Raw genomic sequence first — 14,048 nt, forward strand, 5'->3', positions numbered from 1 at the left:
CGATGACTGACCAAATCAAAACCGACAACGCCCGGTCGAAGGCCGAGCAGCTGCCGCTCGCATTCTCGCACCAGTCCGCTTCCGGCAGGGATGATCTCCTCGTCTCCGCCTCGCTTGCGGCTGCCGTCAGCCTCATCGATGAATGGCCGAACTGGCGCTCGCCCGTCGTCGTGCTGGCCGGGCCACCGGGTTCGGGAAAATCGCATCTCGCCAATATCTGGAAAAATATCAGCGACGCGCGCGACATTCACCCCGAGACGGGTTCCGATGCCGCGCGTGCTGCCGAAACGGGACCGGTTCTTTTCGAGGACGCCGACCGGCGCGGTTTTAACGAAACCGAACTCTTCCATGTCATCAACAGCGTGCGCCAGCACGGCACCACGCTTTTGATGACGAGCCGGCAATGGCCGGCCGCATGGCCGGTGACGCTGCCCGACCTGCGCTCGCGCCTCAAAGCCGTAACGGTGGTGGAAACCGGCGAGCCGGACGAGGGGCTGCTGGCGCAGGTGCTGGTGAAACTCTTCGCCGACCGACAGCTTTACATGGATGACAAACTCATAGGTTACATCGTCAATAGAATGGAGCGTTCGCTCGATACGGCGCAGACGATCGTGGACCGGATCGACAGGCTGGCGCTTTCGCGTGGAACGAGAATTACACGGCCGCTGGTGGCGGAGGTCCTCAACGCGATGGACAACGCAGCAGCGGGCAGCGGACTGGACGTCGATTGACTGTCACAGTTCCGTCGTCAAACTGTTATACGGGCAAGAAGGACGATCGCGCGATGCAGCAGGATCACGGGACGGAAATCGGTCAGGGGATGGAACAGGGAATGGACGCTATCGCGCAGGAAGACTTCAACAAGGTTCAGCCGGTGACCGAAGGCGAGAGCCTGTGGGACAGCCCGGCGCGTTTCATCAACCGCGAATTCTCCTGGCTCCAGTTCAACCGCCGCGTTCTCGAAGAAACGCTGAACACGGATCATCCGCTGCTGGAGCGGCTGCGCTTCCTCTCCATTTCGGCCGCCAACCTCGATGAATTCTTCATGGTCCGCGTTGCCGGCCTCGAAGGGCAGGTGCGCCAGAAGATCACCGTCAAGACGCCGGACGGCAAGACGCCGGCCGAACAGCTCGAAGATATTCTGAAGGAAATCGACAATCTGCAGATGGAGCAGCAGGCCTCGCTCGCCGTTCTGCAGCAATATCTCGCCAAGGAAGAAATCTTCATCGTGCGGCCGGCCGCACTTTCGGATGCGGATCGCACCTGGCTGGGCACCGAATTCGAGGAACGCATTTTCCCGGTGCTGACGCCGCTGTCCATCGACCCGGCGCATCCGTTCCCCTTCATTCCGAACCTCGGTTTCTCGATGGGTCTGCAGCTCGACAGCGTCAACGGCCGCGAGCCGATGACGGCGCTCCTGCGCCTGCCGCCGGCGCTCGACCGTTTCGTGCGCCTGCCGGATGACAAGAACGCCATCCGTTACATCACGCTGGAAGATGTGGTCGGCCTGTTCATTCACCGGCTTTATCCCGGCTATAGCGTCAAGGGATTCGGCACGTTCCGCATCATCCGCGACAGCGATATCGAAGTCGAAGAAGAGGCGGAAGATCTGGTCCGTTTCTTCGAAAGCGCGCTGAAGCGCCGCCGCCGCGGTTCCGTTATCCGCATCGAGACCGACAGCGAAATGCCGCAGTCGCTCAGGCAATTCGTGGTGCACGAGCTTGGCGTGCCGGATAATCGCGTTGCCGTTCTGCCCGGCCTTCTCGCGCTCAACACCATCTCGGAAATCGTCCGCGCGCCGCGCGACGACCTGAAATTCGAACCATACAACGCCCGTTTCCCCGAGCGCGTGCGCGAACATGCCGGCGATTGCCTCGCCGCCATCCGCGAAAAGGACATGGTGGTTCACCATCCCTATGAGAGCTTCGACGTTGTCGTGCAGTTCCTGCTGCAGGCCGCGCGCGATCCCGAAGTGCTCGCCATCAAGCAGACGCTTTACCGCACCTCCAATGACAGCCCGATCGTTCGCGCGCTGATCGACGCGGCGGAAGCCGGTAAATCCGTCACCGCGCTGGTCGAGTTGAAGGCGCGTTTCGACGAAGAGGCGAATATCCGCTGGGCGCGCGATCTGGAGCGGGCCGGCGTGCAGGTCGTCTTCGGCTTCATCGAACTCAAGACCCACGCCAAGATGTCGATGGTGGTGCGCCGCGAGGACGGCAAGCTCAGAACCTATTGCCACCTCGGCACCGGCAACTATCACCCGATCACCGCCAAGATTTACACCGACCTGTCCTTCTTCACCTGCAACCCGAAGATCGCCCATGACATGGCGAATATCTTCAACTTCATCACGGGTTACGGCGAACCGGAAGAGGGCATGAAGCTCGCCATTTCGCCCTATACGCTGCGCGCACGCATCGTGAAGCACATCAATGAAGAGATCGAACATGCCAAGCGCGGTGCGCCGGCGGCGATCTGGATGAAGATGAATTCGCTGGTCGACCCTGAAATCATCGATTCTCTTTACCGCGCAAGTGCTGCGGGCGTGGAGGTCGATCTCGTCGTGCGCGGCATCTGCTGCCTGCGCCCGCAGGTCCCGGGCCTGTCGGATAATATCCGCGTCAAATCCATTGTCGGACGCTTCCTCGAACACAGCCGCATCTTCTGCTTCGGCAATGGTTTCGGCCTGCCGTCGGACAAGGCGCTGGTCTATATCGGCTCGGCCGACATGATGCCGCGCAACCTTGATCGGCGCGTGGAAACGCTGGTTCCGCTCACCAATCCCACCGTGCATGAGCAGGTTCTTTCACAGATTATGCTGGGCAATCTCATTGACAACCAGCAGAGCTACGAGATACTTGCGGACGGAACGTCGAGGCGCATCGAGGTGCGTAAAGGCGAAGAACCGTTCAACGCGCAGCACTATTTCATGACCAATCCCAGCCTTTCCGGACGTGGTGAAGCCTTGAAATCCAGTGCGCCCAAATTGATTGCCGGGTTGATTTCGTCCCGCAAGAAACAGGCTGAATGACTCGATCAGAAGCACAGGGGCGGCTGACCGGCCTTGCCCCCGTTTCCGTCATAGATATTGGTTCGAACTCCGTTCGTCTCGTCGTATATGAAGGTCTTTCCCGCGCGCCTGCGGTGCTGTTCAATGAAAAGGTCCTGTGCGGCCTTGGCAAGGGACTGGCGCTGACGGGCCGCATGCATGAGGAAGGCGTCAGCCGGGCGCTCATGGCGCTTCGGCGTTTCCATGTCCTTTCCGAGCAGGCGCAGGCGCAGAAGCTCTACGTGCTGGCGACGGCTGCGGCGCGTGAGGCGGAAAACGGCCCGGATTTCATCCGCGAGGCCGAAGCCATTCTCGGCTGCGAGATCGAGGTGCTGTCAGGCGAAAAGGAAGCGCTTTATTCCGCCTATGGCGTGATCAGCGGTTTCCATGATCCAGACGGCATTGCCGGCGATTTGGGCGGCGGTTCGCTCGAACTCATCGACATCAAGGGTAAGAGCTGCGGCGAGGGCATCACCCTGCCGCTCGGCGGCCTGCGGCTGTCGGAGCAGTCGGACGGCTCGCTGGAAAAGGCGGCGACGATTGCCCGAAAACACGTCAAATCCTTCGCCAAGCTTCTGGCGGCGGGTGAGGGGCGCACCTTTTACGCGGTGGGCGGCACCTGGCGAAACATCGCCAAGCTGCATATGGAGATATCGGGCTATCCGCTGCATATGATGCAGGGTTATGAATTGCCGCTGGAGGAAATGCTGAATTTTCTCGAGGAGGTCATCGTTTCCCGGGATAGCAAGGACCCGGCCTGGCAGGCGGTCTCCAAGAACCGCCGCTCGCTTCTGCCCTTCGGCGCCATCGCCATGCGCGAAGTTCTGAAAATGATGAAGCCTGCCAGGATCGCATTCTCGGCGCAGGGCGTGCGCGAAGGTTATCTCTATTCGCTGTTGACGGAAGAAGAGCGGGACTCCGATCCGCTGCTGGTTGCCGCCGATGAACTTGCCATTCTGCGCGCCCGCTCGCCGGAACATGCGCGCGAACTGGCGGACTGGAGCGGCCGCACCTTCCCGGTCTTCGGCGTTGACGAGACGGAAGAGGAGAGCCGTTACCGGCAGGCGGCTTGCCTTCTCGCCGATATCAGCTGGCGCGCCCATCCCGATTATCGCGGATTGCAGGCGCTCAACATCATCGCCCACTCTTCTTTCGTGGCGATCACCCATCCTGGCCGCGCCTATATTGCGCTCGCCAATTATTATCGCTTCGAAGGTCTGAACGACAACGGCACCACGCAGCCGCTCGCCGCCATGGCGGGCGACCGGTTGCAGGAGCTCGGTAAATTGCTCGGCGGCCTGCTGCGCGTCGTCTATCTCTTCTCGGCCTCGATGCCGGGCGTCGTCGACCACCTCAAATTCCGCAAATCCGGCAATCCCGATCTTGATCTGGAATTTGTCGTGCCGCACGATTATTGCGATTTCGCCGGCGAGCGACTGGATGGCCGCCTGCAGCAACTGGCGAAGCTGACGGGCAAGCGGCTGGCATTCGTGTTCGAGTAACGAACGGCGCGTTTCTGTTTCGCGACAGGACGGTTCTTGCGTCCGCTAGGACCAGCGCTCGCAAAAGGCTTCTATGTCGCTCGACTGAAAGTCGGAAAGCCGCGCCATGATCGTTTCGAATGGCCAGTCCCACCATGCGATTGATGCAAGCTTTTCTGCGATGGGCCGCGAAAATCGTTCGCGAATGATCTTTGCGGGAACGCCGCCGACGATGGTATAGGGCGGCACATCTTTGGTGACGACCGCGCCGGCGGCGAGCACTGCCCCGTCTCCAACCGTGACACCCGGCAAGACGATAACCCCGTGACCGATCCAGACATCGTGACCGATGACGGCGCGGTCCTCCCTGCGCCGGTCGAAAAAGGCGTCATCGCGCACGGCATCCGCAGAATAATATTCAGGGCAATAGCTGAAACGGTGCATGGATGGCCGGTCCATAGGATGGTTCGGAGCGCCTATCCTGACCTCTGCGGCGATGGCGCAGAATTTTCCGATCGTTGCATCGCCCACCATGCAACGGGGGCCGAGATAGGAGTAATTGCCGAGGTTGGCATTGTGCAGGGAGGTGTCAGCCAGAATTTCGCAGCATTCGCCGATATTGGAATCTCTTATGCTCGCCGTCGCATGGATGACGGTCTCTGCGATTTTCGGGCGCTTGATCTGTGCGGTCGAATTCATTCCAGCCTCCGGATTTGCGCCTGCTTAACCGGCGATGATGAAGGTGCTGTGACTTGGAATGGCCAAAGGAGCCCGGCCGGGCCGGGCCTCCTTTCTAAAACGCAGGTCGCGCGCGATGCCGCGTGACGCGAAATCCTGCCTTCACGCGGAATGTATCACTTACTGGGGACATCCGCCGCGGCAGGCGTTTTCTTCCAGTAGTGGTCGGATATGTTTTGAGCGTTCCGAATGATGTGGCCGGCAATTTCGGGGTCTCCGCCCTCGAAGGTTTTCGGGTCGGCTCCGCATAACATCAGGAAGAGCTGCTGATGGGCGACAGCGGCAAAATAGTCGTGGGGCGGCGGCTGCATGTCTGAATCGACGGCCCGGAATGCCTCATCGACCTCTTTGCTGGCACGCTCGAGCGCTGCGTGAATGGTGGCCATCATCGCTGCTTCCGTGCGCTCCAATATGGCCTGTACCTGCCGTTCCGCCGGTGTCAGGACCGGGCAACTCTCACTCATCGAATATCTCTCCTGTCGGTGCAACCATTCCACCGCGCGATATTATCGCAAGGATTGTGTCCGCTTTGCGGGAAAGATTGATATCGTGGTCCTGAAACGCAACACACTGGCTGGCCACCGTGCCGCGATGCGCGGATCCAAACGGCAATGGGCTGGCACTGCTTTGCAAATGGCTCAGCCGTGCCCGAGCGCCTTGCGGATGCAGGCGCTGAGATAGGCATATTGCAACGGCGTTATCGTCGCCATGGCCTCCGTGCGGCTGGCAAGCCTGTCCTGATAGCCGACCGGAATATCGAACTGGCTGAAGGTGAAATCCCAGCGGGTGCCTTCGACGATATTGTAAAAATGGTCGGTACCGCTGACAGCGGTTTTGGCAAGCTCTCCGCCGAAAATATCCTGCACCACCAGCGCGGTGACGCTGCCTTGGCCCTTGGCGGGGTTTTCGCGCGACCAGAGGCCGCTCGTCTCGCCCGACCAGCTTTTCTTCAGGGCGTAATAAAGTCTTTCTGCATGGTCCTGCATGAAACGTCTTCTTTTCCGCAAGCATGTTTCGGTTAAAGCATTTCCAGCGAAAGTGCGCTCGGTTTTGCGTCCGGAAATGCGTAAAAACAAAGAGTTAGAGCAATGGAGGTGAACCGGCGTTCACCGGAATTGCTCTAGCTCTGGAAAACCGGAACGGAGCGCCATGCAGACATTTGTGTCTGCCGGGCGCTCCGTCCGGATCATTCGCGGCCGTCAAAGCAAGTGACAGCAGCCTTGGTTTTATTTCGCCTCGAGCAGGTCCTTGACGTCCAGCAGGACGAATTCGTTGTCGTCAGCCTTGTCCAGCGCACGGCCGGCCGAGAAGGGCAGGTTGTTGTCGTTGCCGACGACGATATGGGTGGCATCGACGCGGTCGACATTCTCGATGGTGACGAAAGGCATGTCGTAATAGCCGTTGCCGCCGCCCTGACGCTTCTTGTTATCCGGATCGGAAATCTTCATCAGGTCGATATAGCCGATCTTGCGGGCGGCCTTGCCGACATTGGCGTCGTTGAATTCGATCTTGTAGATGCGCTTCAGCTTGGCAGCGCGGGCGAAGCAATCCGCAGCCGGAGCTTTGGGGTCGGCGCAGGCCTTGTCGGCCGTCCCGGCGCCGTTGTCGCGCTCGATGACGAGGGCGGTGGTGTCGTCCAGCATGTTGAAGTCGCCGATTGCCTCGCCGCCTTCCGCCAGCGGATAAAGCCAGCTGCGGCCGGTCCACGCCTTCTTGGCGGTGTCGAGTTCGATGATGCGCAGCGCGGTCGCGCCGTCTTCGGTTTTTTCCACCTGGCCGTCGGCCATGTAGAGCGGGCCTTCCAGCAGGCCGTAGAGCTTCGAGCCGTCCTTGGAGAGCGCCATGCCCTCATAACCGCCGGAACGTTTCAGGTTGAAAGCGGGCATTTTCTGCGTGGGATTGCCGGGCAGGGCAAGAGCCGGATGGTCGGGAGATTTCACCTCGATGTCGCCGGCCTTGGTCGAGATCACGTCGGTCAGCTTGCCGTCGCGGGTGAATTTCAGAATGTAGGGGCCGAATTCCTCGCCGACCCAGAAACCGTCAGAGACCGGCTGAATGGATTCGACGTCGAAATCCGCGCCCGTCAGGTAACGCTTGCTCGAGCCTTCCAGAACGATGGGGAAGGGCGCCTTCATGTCGGGATCGGAGAGGAACACGGTTTCAAGCGCGTTGACCTTGCCGGCGTCCCAGTCGAACTTCAGATGGTGAAGCATCAGCATGGCATCGCTGGAATTGAGCTTGGAACCGAAACCGTTGTCGGAAAGGCTCCAGAAGCTGCCGTCCGGCATCGCCCTGATGCCGGAAAAGCCCTGCATCGGCTGGCCGTTGAACGGCATGGAAAGGCCGGTCAGGCGCACGCCGTCCTTGCCGGGCACGGTGCCGAGGCCCTCGGCGCGCTTGCGGTCGGCCGTGGTGAATTTGGCGGAGGTCTTGAGGTGCTCCGGCGCATCGGCAGGCGCGGCGATCATGGTGTTGGCAGGCAGAACGGCATGCGAGACCAGCTTTGCCGGAAACTCCTTTTCCGCCGCATGCGCCGCCGCGGCGAGCGCGAGAACCGCGAAAGGTGCGAAAAGAATATGTTTCATGATGGAGACCCCTCTCAATACCTGTTGAAGACAGGATTGACGCGATAGGGTGGTCGCATGACAGGCAGGTGATTGCCGTTTGAAGCTTTGATGAATTTTGATGACGGCCATCGTCGGCAGATGGGCCGCACGGCTTTTTTGCGCCGGTGGCCCTTATGCGGCGGGCGCCTGATATTGGCTGAGCGTGCAGACGCCGAGCGTCTGTCCGCGGCCCTTCACCGCATGTTCGCCCAGATATTCGCTGCGCACGCCCTTCGGAAGCACCAGCTGATGGGCGAGGTCGGCGGAAATCAGCACCGGGTGGCCGAGCATCTTGCTCAGCGATTCGAGCCGCGAGGTTGTGTTCACCGTATCGCCGAAATAGGTGATCTTGTGGTGATCGACACCGATTTCCGCGGTGATGACCGGCCCGCCATGAATGGCAAAGCGCAGGCGCGGCACCTCGCCGAAGCGGGAAAGCCACATGTCGCGGGTGTTTTCAATGGTCGCCTGAATATCGAAGACGCAGCGCACGCAGGCCGCCCGCCTTATCGCCATGTGATAGGGCCAGGTGATGATGGCGGCGTCGCCGATATAGTCGTCGATGACGCCGCCGTGTTTTCTGACCGGTGCAGCATAGCTTGCAAAAATTTCGCCGAGAAATTCCTGGGCCTTCAGGTCGCCATGGGTTTCGGCGAAGGAGGTGGAGCCGACGAGATCGATGAAGATGAAAACGCGGTCTTCGCTGACCGGCCGGCGATAACGCCCCAGGATGAGGTCGATGAAGATATCGCGGCCGAGAAGCTCGCGCACCCGCATGATGAAGACGATGATGCCGCAGACAATGAGGGTGAAGATCAGCGTCTGCACCTCGGCATGGACGGCGCGTTTCCAGGTGCCGGGAAATATCCCGCTCAACCACAGGATCGTGCCGCCAAGCCCGAAGCCGCAAAAGACGAGGATGGCATAGATGACGAGGCCGACGGCGATATAGGCCGGCGTCGGCAGGGCGCTCACCTGCCGCGACAGGCCGGGCATGATGTAACCGCGCTCGAAGGCGAGGATGGGTGCGCAGGCAAACAGCGCATAGGTCGCGCCGATCAATGCGCCGCCGCCATATTCCAGAAAAGCGTAGGCCACTCCGCTGCCGGCCACGGCAACGAAGAGCACCACGTAATCCAGAATGGGCAGCAATTTTCTCATGTCGGTTCTTGGGTCTCGGGAAGGGAAGGCTTTAGTCTCGGGAAAGAAGGGCAGGCCGCTCCCTTCGGGCGAAGCTTCTGTTCAGGTCATATGCGACATTAATGTGGAAAAAGCGCCGCAAAAAGTGAGCAATCGGTAAGGTTGCATGAAGGATTGGTAAGGCTGTTGCGCTGTTGCCGCAAAATCGGTGTTGCCGCCCTTATACGCCTGATAGGATGTTCTGTAATAGACGGTTTCAAGCGGGGATTGCGGCCGGTCATCCGGCGAGCGGTTCGACCATTTGACGGGGAAGGCGGAAAAACGCAGCCGGTTGCCGTCGATCCAGGCCCGGTCGAACAGGGTTTCTCCCTTGCGGGCGAAGGTGATAGCGGCGCAGGCGCGGCCGTCAATGTCGAAGGGAATGTTCTCCTTCCAGCCGCTCAAGCCGCAGCCCATGCCTTTCGGGTCGCGATTATAGCGGTCGACGACGTCGCAGTTGGGGTGGAGAGCGGCGGGCTGTTACGGCTCGCTTGCCGCAACCTCCACCGCTTCGACCTTCTTGCCGGCGAAACGCAGCGCCACTTCGCCATTGATGAGCTTCAGGGCCACATCGCCGAAGAGTTCCCGCCGCCAGCCGGTCAGCGCCGCCACGGTTGCCTTTTCGCCCTCGGCGGCAATCTTGTCCAGATCGTCGCTATTGGCGATGACCTTGGCGGCGACGCCATGCTTGTCCGCCGTCAGCTTCAGCAGAACTTTCAAAAGTTCCACGGCAGCGCCGGAGCCTTCCGGTGCGTGGCTATGACGCGGCGCCTTCGGCATTTCCTCTTTCGGCAGCGCCAGCGCCGCATTCACCGTTTCGACGATGGCGGTGCCGGAGGCGGAGCGCTCCCAGCCCTTGGGAATGGTGCGAAGCCGCGACAACGCCTCGGCGTCCTTCGGCTGCTGCTGGGCGATTTCGAAGATCGCATCGTCCTTCAGGACGCGCGAGCGCGGCACGTTGCGCGACCGCGCCTCACGCTCGCGCCAGGCGGCGATGAATTTGAGGATGGCGAGTTCCGTCGGCTTGCGCAGACGCGATTTCAGCCGCAGCCAGGCATCGTCGGGATGCATGTCATAGGTGTCGCGAGACTCGAGAATATCCATCTCTTCGGTCAGCCACAGCGAGCGGCCTTCGCGCTCGAGCTGGGCTTTCAGCGAGAGATAGACATCGCGCAGATGGGTCACGTCGGCCAGCGCGTAATCCAGCTGCTTTTCGGTCAGCGGACGACGGCTCCAGTCGGTGAAACGCGAGGATTTGTCGATCTGCACGTTTTTGATCTTCTGCACCAGCTGGTCGTAGGAGATCGAATCGCCGAAACCGCAGACCATGGCTGCGACCTGCGTGTCGAAGATCGGGTGCGGAATAAGCCCGCCGAGATGGTAGATGATCTCGATATCCTGTCGCGCCGCATGGAAAACCTTCACGACAGCAGGATTGGCCATCAGTTCGAAAAGAGGGGTCAGATCGAGACCCTTGGCCAGCGGATCGACCAGTACTTCGAGCGTCGGGCTTGCCATCTGCACGAGGCAGAGTTCCGGCCAGAAGGTCGTTTCCCGCAGAAATTCGGTGTCGATGGTGATGAATTCCGATTTCGCCAGTTCCGTGCAGGCTTCGGCGAGGGCGGCAGTCGTTTCAATCATTGTTATTGGCCAATCGTGAAAATTATCCGTCTTACTTTCCCTTTGCCGGGCGCATGTCAATACAAAGCCCGCTTTTGAAGGCTCAAGGATCGTTTTTCTCGGGCGGATGGGGCTCCGCTTCATCCTTTTTGAGTGGCGGAGCCGCGGCGAGCTTCTGGAAATAGGCTGAGGTGCGCAAAAGCGAGCTGAACCGCCAGTTCCGCTCCTCCACGGGCACACCTTCGCGCACCTGCAGCCGGTAGATTGTATAGGCGATGAAAACGATCTGGATCGCGGCCGTATAGCTGAACAGTGCCTTCGGGCCGAACTGGTCGATCAGCACGGAAGCGAGCAGCGGCCCGACGGTTGCGCCCACCGACCAGAAGAACAGCAGTCCGGCCGACATCATGGCGTGTTCGCCTTCCCTGGCATGGTCGTTGCCATGGGCGGAACTCAGCGAATAGAGCGGCAGGGCGAAGGCGCCGAAGATGAAGACGCCGATGATGTTGCTCCATTCATCCGTGCCGGCGAAGAAGGCGAGAAACAGGCCGACGACGACGGAGCCCGCCGTGGTGGCGAGAATGATGATGCGCCGGTCATAACGGTCGGAATAGACGCCGAGCGGATATTGCAGCACCACGCCGCCGATGATGCCGGCGCTCATGAAGGTGGCGATGGCGGTGACGGAAAGGCCGATCTGTTCGGCATAGATCGGGCCGATATTGCGAAACGCCGCCATGCTGAGGCCGACGGCCACGCAGCCGACGACGGCAAGTGGCGAGATGCGCCACACCGCGAAGAGATTGAAGGGTATCTGTTTCGGCGGCGCAGGGTTGGATTTGTCGGCAAGCGAGATCGGCACCAGCGATAGCGTCAGCGCCATGGCAATCAGCGAAAACACCACCGGTCCGTCGATGCCCGCGACGGGAATGATATATTGCGCAAGCGTGACGGAGCCGAGATCGACGAAACGATAGATGGAGAGCGTGCGCGCCCGATTGGAATTGGTGACCTGCGCGTTGATCCAGCTTTCGATGGCCGCGAAAAGACAGGCGACGGCAATGCCGGTGACGAAGCGCATCAGCATCCAGAACAGGGGATGGATGAGGAGCGGCATGGCGATCGCTGCGGCGGATGCGACGGCCGCCATGGTGGCGAAGGTGCGGATATGGCCGATCTTGCGCAGAAGGCGCGTCACCGAAATGCAGCCAAGCGCGAAACCGAAGCTGTAGGCGGCGCTGATGAGGCCGATGGTGCTGGCGGAAAACCCTTCGGAGAGACCGCGCAGCGCTATATAGGTTCCCTGCAGGCCGTTGCCGCCGATCAGGATACCGGCGGTGACGAGAAGCGGGATAAGAGGTCTGATCTGGCTCATTGCGGGCCGACTCGGTTTGGCGGGCTGGATTAGTCCTATCTAAAGCGAAGGCAGGGGAAAGGACAGGCTGAAGGCGACATTGTTGTGCTTTGCCTTGACAAATCAGGCTGGCCATGCGCTTTTCCGGCAAATTTCGACAGTGCCGCCCATCTGGCCTCCATCAGGCCCACGACACGTTCCAGGATAAAAAAATGCATCGTTACCGCAGCCACACCTGTGCCGCTCTCCGCAAGTCCGACGTCGGCGAAACCGTTCGCCTTTCCGGTTGGGTTCATCGCGTGCGAGATCATGGCGGCGTTCTCTTCATCGACCTTCGCGACCATTACGGCATCACCCAGGTCGTCGCCGATCCGGACAGCCCGGCCTTCAAGGTTGCCGAAACCGTGCGCGGCGAATGGGTCATCCGCATCGACGGCCTCGTCAAGGCGCGTTCGGAAGACACCGTCAACAAGGGCATGGCGACCGGCGAGATCGAGCTTTATGCGCAGGAAATCGAGGTTCTCGGCGTTGCCAAGGAACTGCCGCTGCCGGTCTTCGGCGAGCCTGACTATCCTGAAGACGTTCGCCTGAAATACCGCTTCCTCGATCTTCGCCGCGAAACGCTGCACAAGAACATCGTCAAGCGCACGCAGATCATCTCCGCCATGCGCACCGGCATGGCCGATGCCGGTTTCGCCGAATATACGACGCCGATCCTCACCGCTTCCTCGCCGGAAGGCGCGCGCGACTTCCTCGTGCCCTCGCGTATCCATGAAGGCAAGTTCTTCGCCCTGCCGCAGGCGCCGCAGCAATATAAGCAGCTTCTGATGGTGGCCGGTTTCGACCGTTATTTCCAGATCGCGCCGTGCTTCCGCGATGAAGACCCGCGCGCCGACCGCCTGCCGGGCGAATTCTACCAGCTCGACGTCGAAATGAGCTTCGTGACCCAGGAAGATGTCTGGACCACGATGGAGCCGATGATGACGGCCGTGTTCGAGAAATTCGCCGAAGGCAAGCCGGTTACGAAACAGTGGCCGCGCATTCCCTATGACGAGGCGATCCGCAAATATGGTTCCGACAAGCCGGACCTGCGCAACCCGATCGTCATGGAAGCCGTGACAGAACATTTCGACGGTTCGGGCTTCAAGGTCTTCGCCAACATGATCGCTTCCAACCCCAAGGTTCAGGTCTGGGCCATCCCGGCCAAGACCGGCGGCTCGCGCGCTTTCTGCGACCGCATGAACGCATGGGCGCAGTCTCAGGGCCAGCCCGGCCTCGGCTACATCTTCTGGAAGGAAGAGGACGGCAAGGTCGGCGGTTCCGGCCCGCTCGCCAAGAATATCGGCGAGGAACGCACCGAGGCGCTGCGCCAGCAGCTCGGTCTTGAGGCGGGCGATGCCTGCTTCTTTGTCGCCGGCGATCCCGCCAAGTTCTACAAATTCGCCGGTGAGGCGCGCACCCGCGCTGCCGACGAGCTGAACCTGATCGACCGCGACCGTTTCGAAATGTGCTGGATCGTCGATTTCCCCTTCTTCGAATATAACGAGGAAGAAAAGAAGATCGACTTCGCCCACAACCCCTTCTCCATGCCGCAGGGCGGTCTGGAAGCGCTGGAAGGGCAGGATCCGCTCTCCATCAAGGCGTTCCAGTATGACGCGGTCTGCAACGGCTTCGAAATCGCCTCCGGCTCGATCCGTAACCAGTCGCCCGAGCTGATGGTCAAGGCCTTCGAAAAGGTGGGCCTGTCGCAGAACGATGTGGAAGAGCGCTTCGGCGGTCTCTACCGCGCCTTCCAGTATGGCGCGCCTCCGCATGGCGGTTGCGCTTTCGGCATCGACCGCGTGGTCATGTTGCTGGTCGGCGCCAAGAACCTGCGCGAAATCACGCTGTTCCCGATGAACCAGCAGGCGCAGGACCTCCTGATGAACGCGCCGTCGCCGGCAACGCCGACCCAGCTTCGTGAGCTGGCGCTGCGCGTCGTTCCGTCCAAGAAGGACTGATCTGGAACTATTCAGGTTTCG

Annotated in this window: 11 protein-coding genes and 1 pseudogene; 4 read left to right on the forward strand and 8 right to left on the reverse strand. The window is 60.6% G+C overall.

Annotation, left to right across the window (positions count from 1 at the left end):
* Nucleotides 1-2: 2 nt before the first annotated feature.
* The 3 genes from hdaA to ppx are packed head-to-tail and all read left to right on the forward strand — an operon-like array spanning nt 3 to nt 4,551.
* Nucleotides 3-731, forward strand: a complete 729-nt coding sequence (gene hdaA / locus ACQZ60_RS05595) for a DnaA regulatory inactivator HdaA (RefSeq protein WP_196377663.1) — start codon at nt 3-5, stop codon at nt 729-731.
* Nucleotides 728-3,031 (forward strand): RNA degradosome polyphosphate kinase, encoded by a 2,304-nt coding sequence (locus tag ACQZ60_RS05600; RefSeq protein ID WP_371259433.1) that lies wholly within the window; start codon nt 728-730, stop codon nt 3,029-3,031. The genes hdaA and ACQZ60_RS05600 overlap by 4 nt, the downstream gene beginning before the upstream one ends.
* On the forward strand, nt 3,028-4,551 hold the full coding sequence (gene ppx / locus ACQZ60_RS05605) for an exopolyphosphatase (protein ID WP_003520777.1): 1,524 nt from the start codon (nt 3,028-3,030) through the stop codon (nt 4,549-4,551). The genes ACQZ60_RS05600 and ppx overlap by 4 nt, the downstream gene beginning before the upstream one ends.
* Nucleotides 4,552-4,596: 45 nt before the next feature.
* On the opposite strand, the gene ACQZ60_RS05610 is transcribed toward ppx, so the two are convergent.
* The 8 genes and pseudogenes from ACQZ60_RS05610 to ACQZ60_RS05645 all read right to left on the reverse strand — a co-directional run bounded on the left by ACQZ60_RS05610 (nt 4,597) and on the right by ACQZ60_RS05645 (nt 12,048).
* The gene (locus ACQZ60_RS05610; protein ID WP_448734891.1) at nt 4,597-5,229 is read right to left on the reverse strand and encodes a DapH/DapD/GlmU-related protein; all 633 of its coding nucleotides are present in this window, start codon (nt 5,227-5,229) and stop codon (nt 4,597-4,599) included.
* Between the two features lie 155 nt (nt 5,230-5,384).
* The gene (locus ACQZ60_RS05615) at nt 5,385-5,732 is read right to left on the reverse strand and encodes a hypothetical protein (RefSeq protein WP_448734892.1); all 348 of its coding nucleotides are present in this window, start codon (nt 5,730-5,732) and stop codon (nt 5,385-5,387) included.
* A gap of 174 nt (nt 5,733-5,906) precedes the next feature.
* Nucleotides 5,907-6,254 carry a YunG family protein gene (locus ACQZ60_RS05620; RefSeq protein ID WP_020808978.1) on the reverse strand — a complete coding sequence of 116 codons (348 nt, stop codon included), beginning with the start codon at nt 6,252-6,254 and terminating at the stop codon, nt 5,907-5,909.
* Nucleotides 6,255-6,494: 240 nt separating this feature from the next.
* Entirely contained in the window at nt 6,495-7,853 is a 1,359-nt protein-coding gene (locus ACQZ60_RS05625) for an esterase-like activity of phytase family protein (RefSeq protein WP_448734893.1), read from the reverse strand.
* A 153-nt stretch (nt 7,854-8,006) separates the two neighbouring features.
* Nucleotides 8,007-9,035 carry an adenylate/guanylate cyclase domain-containing protein gene (locus tag ACQZ60_RS05630; RefSeq protein WP_059752500.1) on the reverse strand — a complete coding sequence of 343 codons (1,029 nt, stop codon included), beginning with the start codon at nt 9,033-9,035 and terminating at the stop codon, nt 8,007-8,009.
* Between the two features lie 210 nt (nt 9,036-9,245).
* Nucleotides 9,246-9,503 (reverse strand): annotated as a pseudogene (locus ACQZ60_RS05635) (hypothetical protein); the annotation flags it as partial.
* Nucleotides 9,504-9,533: 30 nt separating this feature from the next.
* The gene (rnd, locus tag ACQZ60_RS05640; RefSeq protein WP_020808974.1) at nt 9,534-10,694 is read right to left on the reverse strand and encodes a ribonuclease D; all 1,161 of its coding nucleotides are present in this window, start codon (nt 10,692-10,694) and stop codon (nt 9,534-9,536) included.
* Between the two features lie 82 nt (nt 10,695-10,776).
* Nucleotides 10,777-12,048, reverse strand: a complete 1,272-nt coding sequence (locus ACQZ60_RS05645; RefSeq protein ID WP_020808973.1) for an MFS transporter — start codon at nt 12,046-12,048, stop codon at nt 10,777-10,779.
* Between the two features lie 191 nt (nt 12,049-12,239).
* Here ACQZ60_RS05645 and aspS point away from each other — a divergent pair, with 191 nt between their 5' ends.
* The gene (gene aspS / locus ACQZ60_RS05650) at nt 12,240-14,027 is read left to right on the forward strand and encodes an aspartate--tRNA ligase (protein WP_031233448.1); all 1,788 of its coding nucleotides are present in this window, start codon (nt 12,240-12,242) and stop codon (nt 14,025-14,027) included.
* The last annotated feature ends 21 nt before the right edge of the window (nt 14,028-14,048 follow it).

The organism is Agrobacterium sp. 22-223-1, assembly GCF_053522385.1.

Coding starts and splice junctions, on each gene's coding strand:
- hdaA (WP_196377663.1), top strand. CDS start 3: ATGACTGACCAAATCAAAACCGACAACGCCCGGTCGAAGGCCGAGCAG.
- ppx (WP_003520777.1), top strand. CDS start 3,028: ATGACTCGATCAGAAGCACAGGGGCGGCTGACCGGCCTTGCCCCCGTT.
- ACQZ60_RS05610 (WP_448734891.1), bottom strand. CDS start 5,229: ATGAATTCGACCGCACAGATCAAGCGCCCGAAAATCGCAGAGACCGTC.
- ACQZ60_RS05615 (WP_448734892.1), bottom strand. CDS start 5,732: ATGAGTGAGAGTTGCCCGGTCCTGACACCGGCGGAACGGCAGGTACAG.
- ACQZ60_RS05620 (WP_020808978.1), bottom strand. CDS start 6,254: ATGCAGGACCATGCAGAAAGACTTTATTACGCCCTGAAGAAAAGCTGG.
- ACQZ60_RS05625 (WP_448734893.1), bottom strand. CDS start 7,853: ATGAAACATATTCTTTTCGCACCTTTCGCGGTTCTCGCGCTCGCCGCG.
- ACQZ60_RS05630 (WP_059752500.1), bottom strand. CDS start 9,035: ATGAGAAAATTGCTGCCCATTCTGGATTACGTGGTGCTCTTCGTTGCC.
- rnd (WP_020808974.1), bottom strand. CDS start 10,694: ATGATTGAAACGACTGCCGCCCTCGCCGAAGCCTGCACGGAACTGGCG.
- ACQZ60_RS05645 (WP_020808973.1), bottom strand. CDS start 12,048: ATGAGCCAGATCAGACCTCTTATCCCGCTTCTCGTCACCGCCGGTATC.
- aspS (WP_031233448.1), top strand. CDS start 12,240: ATGCATCGTTACCGCAGCCACACCTGTGCCGCTCTCCGCAAGTCCGAC.